The organism is Francisella sp. 19X1-34 (assembly GCF_041102755.1).
In the GTDB taxonomy this organism is placed as follows: domain Bacteria; phylum Pseudomonadota; class Gammaproteobacteria; order Francisellales; family Francisellaceae; genus Francisella.
The window spans coordinates 1-2,570 of sequence record NZ_JBGCTX010000125.1; the positions used below are offsets into that span (position 1 = coordinate 1).

Here is a 2,570-nt window from a genome sequence, read left to right on the forward strand (position 1 = left end):
ATTCTGTAAATCCCTTATTGTTATATTTAAAATATATAACCTAATTAAAATTTACACAATTATCTGTAAAGACCCATCTAAGATTTTATTAATACTCTCATTTTTTGCTATATGCGGTTTCTAGACATTTAAGTCGAGCATATATATTATAATTTATAAAAAAATGTTCTTTTGACTTATTCTATTATTGCAAAAAAAGGCAATCAATATGGTGTAGGGACTGTTACAGCTTCTGTTGCTGTAGGAGGGTTTGTTCCATATGTTGAAGCTAATAAAATAGCGGCGGCTACACAAGGATTTTATACAAATTACCTTTATCCATATTGGGCGTTAGATCTATTAAATAAGAATTCAGTTAGTGAATGCCTGGATAAAGTTATATCTCAAGATGAAAATGCTAATTTTAGACAATTTATATTTATGGATAAACTTGGAAATACTGCAGGTTGGACTGGAGATGGCAATGATCATTTCTGTGGTCATATTTTGCAAAAGAATTTAGCTGTTGCTGGTAATAGGCTAGTTAGCAGAGAAGTTTTAAATAGAATGATAGAAACGTATACAAAAACAGAAAGTCAGAACTTAGTAGAGCAAATAATCGCGTCGTTAGAGGCTGGTTTATTGGCTGGAGGTGATAAACAAGGGGCTTTATCTATAGCAATAAGAGTTGTTAGTGACGAGCACCCACCATGTGATTTAAGAGTAGATTATTCTTCAAATATTATATCTGAAATTAGAAAGCTATATTCTCATTATACAGATAGTAGCTACAACAAATTTATCAAAGCAATTCCTACAGTTAATAATCCTTCTAAAGCTGGTTAGCTTAGCTCTATAAATTAGAAAAATAAGGATTAAAATTATGAAAATAGATTATTCTGCGCAAGAATTAAAAACGTATTTCGATATAGCTGCAAGTTTTAGCTCATCACAAAAAGGAGTTACAAGATTATTTTGTAGCCAAGAGCATAAAAAGATAATTCCTGTTATAAGGGAGTGGATGCAACAAGCAGGTTTAGAAGTACACTTGGATGCAATAGGTAACGTTGTTGGTAGAAAACAAGGTAAGAAAACTTCAAAAACATTAATTATAGGTTCTCATCAGGATAGTGTTATTGAAGGTGGTAGCTATGATGGTATTTTAGGAGTTTTATTACCGTTGTATGTTCTAAAAAAGATGCATGATAATAATATAGAGCTTGATTATAGTGTTGAATTAATAGCATTTGGTGATGAAGAGGGAATTCGTTTCCCAGAGACATTATTAGGTAGTAAGGCTTTAAATGGAGATGTTAGCTTAGAAGCTTTATCTGCAGTAGATAAGAATGGAATAACTATTTATGATGCTCTTAAGGAAATTGGTGCAAACCCAGATGAACTTGAGAAGTGTAAGAGAAATAAAGATGATGTACTTGGTTTCTTTGAGGCACATATTGAGCAAGGTCCAGTTTTAGAACAAAAGAATTTACCTGTTGGAGTTGTAACAGCAATAACTGGAATACAAAGGTATGGGATACATATTCAAGGTAAGGCAAATCATGCTGGAACAACTCCTATGCACTTACGCCAAGATGCATTAGTTGCCGCAGCAGAGATTATTAGATATGCTGATCAGCTATTTAAAAAGACAGATGATTTAGTTGGAGTAGTTGGAGAGCTTAATGTTTCACCTAATGCAGTAAATGTAATTCCTGATAGTGTAGATATGACTATAGAAATAAGATCACCTCATGATCATCTTAGAGAGAATGCTATGAAGCAGATAGCTGAATTTTTTGATGATGTGATGAAAGACTATAATGTGAAAATATCTCATAAGAAAAACTATGAGATGAAAGGGCCTTTTTGTGATAAAAAAATGCAAGAACAACTTTTAACAGCTATTGAAGAAGTAGGTGAGCAACCTTTTTCTCTATTTAGTGGGGCAGGTCATGACGGGCTTGCAATGATAAATCTTACTCCTATTAGTATGCTATTTTTGCGTTGTAAAGATGGACTAAGTCATCATCATGAAGAAGATATTGATTATAATGATGCTTTGATTGCTGCTAGAGTAATACATAAGTTCTTGGAAAACTTTAATTATTCAGAATAGGAGATAACAATGCAAAAAAAAGCAAATAATATAAGGTGGTATCAAAAGATAAATGACCCAATGGTTGTAATATTTTTTATCATAGTATTGGCAGCAATCTTAACATATCTTATACCTGCAGGAGAGTTTGCAAAAAATATAAATAATGGGAAAGAAGCCACTAGTGCTGCATTTTTTCATTATCTACCTAGTCATGGGGTAAGTTTATTTGGAGTCTTTGAAGCTATTCCAAAAGGTTTAGAGAAAGCTTCAGAATATTTATTTATAGTTTTCATAGCTGGAGGATTGTTTCATATTCTTGATAAATCTCAAGCTTTAGAAAATGCTATTGGTACAGTAGTTAAACATATAGGTTTTCAAAGACAGACATTACTTATATTTTTGGCTACTTACATTTATGGTGACCCTTTACAGACTTTTGTGTAAATTTTTCATAGGCTACCAATCCTATCTTCAAATTTAATCATAAAATGTG

General features: G+C 32.0%; 3 protein-coding genes. All 3 read left to right on the plus strand.

What is annotated here, in order from left to right:
* Window positions 1-171: 171 nt before the first annotated feature.
* Genes AB8E56_RS11515 through AB8E56_RS11525 form a run of 3 tightly spaced genes read left to right on the plus strand, consistent with a single transcriptional unit; the run spans window position 172 to window position 2,521 of the window.
* Entirely contained in the window at window positions 172-825 is a 654-nt protein-coding gene (locus AB8E56_RS11515; protein WP_329481253.1) for a DUF1028 domain-containing protein, read from the plus strand.
* Between the two features lie 37 nt (window positions 826-862).
* Entirely contained in the window at window positions 863-2,095 is a 1,233-nt protein-coding gene (locus tag AB8E56_RS11520; protein WP_329481255.1) for a M20 family metallo-hydrolase, read from the plus strand.
* A gap of 9 nt (window positions 2,096-2,104) precedes the next feature.
* Window positions 2,105-2,521, plus strand: coding sequence for a hypothetical protein (locus AB8E56_RS11525; protein ID WP_329481257.1), 417 nt, complete (start codon window positions 2,105-2,107; stop codon window positions 2,519-2,521).
* Window positions 2,522-2,570 lie beyond the last annotated feature (49 nt).